1 protein-coding gene is annotated in these 2700 nt (G+C 68.9%); it reads left to right on the forward strand.

Translation table 11 applies throughout. The features are described from left to right. Nucleotides 1-2700, forward strand: a 2700-nt coding sequence (locus tag LQT98_RS22485) for a type VI secretion system Vgr family protein (protein WP_231465355.1), incomplete at both ends; no start/stop codon positions are given.

Raw genomic sequence — 2700 nt, forward strand, 5'->3', positions numbered from 1 at the left:
CCATGCCGCCGCAACAGCACTATCATCTGAAGCTCGCCGAGCTGCCGGCCGAGCTGCTGTCGGTCGAATCCTTCACCCTGGACGAAACCCTGGGCCGGCCCTTCGCCGCCGATATCCGCGTCAGCTCCGTCCAACAAGACATCGACCTCGTCTCCCTGCTGGACCGCTACGCGCTGTTCTCCATCCACGGCCCGCACCCGGACGCCGACATCCTTCCCGACACCCCGCCGCAGCTGCTGCGCCGCTGGCGCGGCGTGATCAGCCATGCCCAGCGCCTCAGCGCCAGCCACGACGAAGCGCGGTACCAGCTGCGCATCGAATCCCAGCTCGCCCGCCTGGGCGAAGGCCGCTATTCCCGCATCTTCCAGCACCAATCCGTGCCGGACATCATCGAAGCCGTGCTGCGCCGCCACGGCTACCGCGGCCACGAAATCAGCTGGCGGCTGCGGCCCGCTCCCGGTCAAGCGCCTCCCGCCTATCCCAAGCTGGAGTTCGTCACCCAATATCAGGAGTCCGATCTCGACTTCATCCACCGCCTGGCCGAAAAAGCCGGCCTCTATTACTACCTCGTCACCGAAGCGGACAACGCCGCCTGGGAAACCATCGTCTTCGGCGACGACCTCGACGCCTACGTCCGCACCGGCCGCGATCCCACCCAGCCGCCCCAGGGCGGCGTCCAGCTCAAGCTCCGCCCCCAGGCCGGCATGGCCGACAACGAAGAAACCCTGGATCGCTTCGAACTGGCCGCCCAACCCATCCGCGCCGGTATCCAGCGCAAGGACTACAACTACCGCGACGCTAACCAGGTGCTGCTGGCCGAGGGCGGCCCGCCGGCCAACACCCCCGGAGCGCGCGGCGTCGATTATCTCTGGGGCGAACACTACAAAGACCCGGCGCAAGGCCAGCGCGCGGTGCTGATCGCCCAACAGCGCGAACACTGCCAGCAGTGGATCGCCGCCGGCAGCGGCAACTGCCTGCAAGCCTTCGCCCCCGGCCAGATCTTCAAGCATGACGGCCCGGCGCTGGCCCCGGCGCCGGACGGCTGGCTGCTGGTCTCGCTCCAGCACCAGGGCGGCCGCCGCGACGCCTACCGCAACGCCTTCACCGCCACCCCCGCCGACCGCCCCTATCGCCAGGCGCTGCTGACCCCGGCGCCGCGCATCGCCGGCGCGCTGCCGGCCCGCGTCGTCGCCCCGGAAAAAACTCACTATGGCGCCATCGACCTGCAAGGCCGCTACTGCGTGCGCCTGCCTTTCGACCTGGACGCATGGTCGCCCGGCGGCGACAGCCGCCCGCTGCGGCTGGCCCGGCCTTACGCCGGCGCGGAATACGGCCTGCACTTCCCGCTGCATCCAGGCACCGAGGTGCTGGTCAGCTTTGTGCTGGGCGATGTGGACCGGCCCTATATCAGCGGCTGCCTGCACAACTCCGAACTCAGCGACAGCAACCCCGGCGCGCACTGGGACAGCCGCAACCTGATCCGCACCTGGGCCAACAACAAGCTGCGGCTGGAAGACCGCCAGGGCGAGGAACACATCAAGCTGGCCACCGAGTTCGACAAGAGCCAGCTCAATCTGGGCCACGCCGTGGACGGCCAGCGCGCGCCGCGCGGCGAAGGCTTTGAACTCAGGACCGACGGCTGGGGCGCGCTGCGCGCCGCCAAGGGCCTGTTCCTCAGCACCGATGCCCAGCCCAAGGCCGGCGGCAAGCAACTGGACATGCAGGCGGCGCTGGATCAGCTGGCAGAAGCGGCCCAACTGGTGGACAGCCTGCGTCAGGCGGCTCGGCAGGCCCAGGCGGAACTGGCCGACCTGGGCGCGCAGAAACAGCTGCTGCGACAGACGCTGGCCGAGCTGAAGCAGCCGGCGCTGCTGGCGCACGCGCCGGCCGGCATCGCGCTGGCCACTCCGGCCCAGCTGCAACTGGCGGCCGGGCAAAACCTGGCCTTCAGCGCCGGCGGCCAGGCCGATGTGTCGGCGCTGAAACGCTTCACCGTGGCGGCTGGCGAAAGCATCAGCCTGTTCGCGCAAAAACTCGGACTCAAGCTGATCGCCAACCAGGGCGCGGTGACGCTGCAGGCGCAAAACGGCCCGCTGCAGCTGCACGCGCTGGAAAACCTGGACATCAGCAGCAGCGGCAAGATCGCCATCGCCGCCCAGGAGGAACTGACCCTGCTCTGCGGCGGCGCCTACCTGCGCCTGAAGCAGGACGGCACGGTGGAAATCGGCAGCCCCGGCAATCACACCGTCAAGGCACGGAACTGGACCGTCACCGGCCCGGACCAGTTGCAAGCGGAGCACCCGGCCTACCCCAAGACGCTGCTCAAGGAAGCGCTGCGGATCAAATTGAGCCAGGGGCCTCAGGGCTCGCTCTCGCAGTGGAGCGGCATGCCCTACACCTTGTTCGCCGCCGGCATGCCGGTGGGGCAAGGCGTGTTGGACGCCAGCGGCTCGCTGGCGCTGGAACACGCGCCCACCACCAGCGACTATGTGGTGCAATTGAGCAATGGCACCAAGCTGAAGCTCCCGGTGGTGTCCGAATACCGCAATCCGGCAAGCGGCCAGACCGCGCGCGGCGGCCTGCAACGCCACTTCGCCCAGCTGATCGCGCCGCTATCCCCGCGCGCCAGCCGCGCCACGCAAAACTTCCGCGATCATTACCAAACCCTGAGCGGTGGCTCCGCCGCCCCAGGCAAGGGGG

This window comes from Chromobacterium aquaticum (assembly GCF_021129195.1).
GTDB lineage: Bacteria > Pseudomonadota > Gammaproteobacteria > Burkholderiales > Chromobacteriaceae > Chromobacterium > Chromobacterium aquaticum.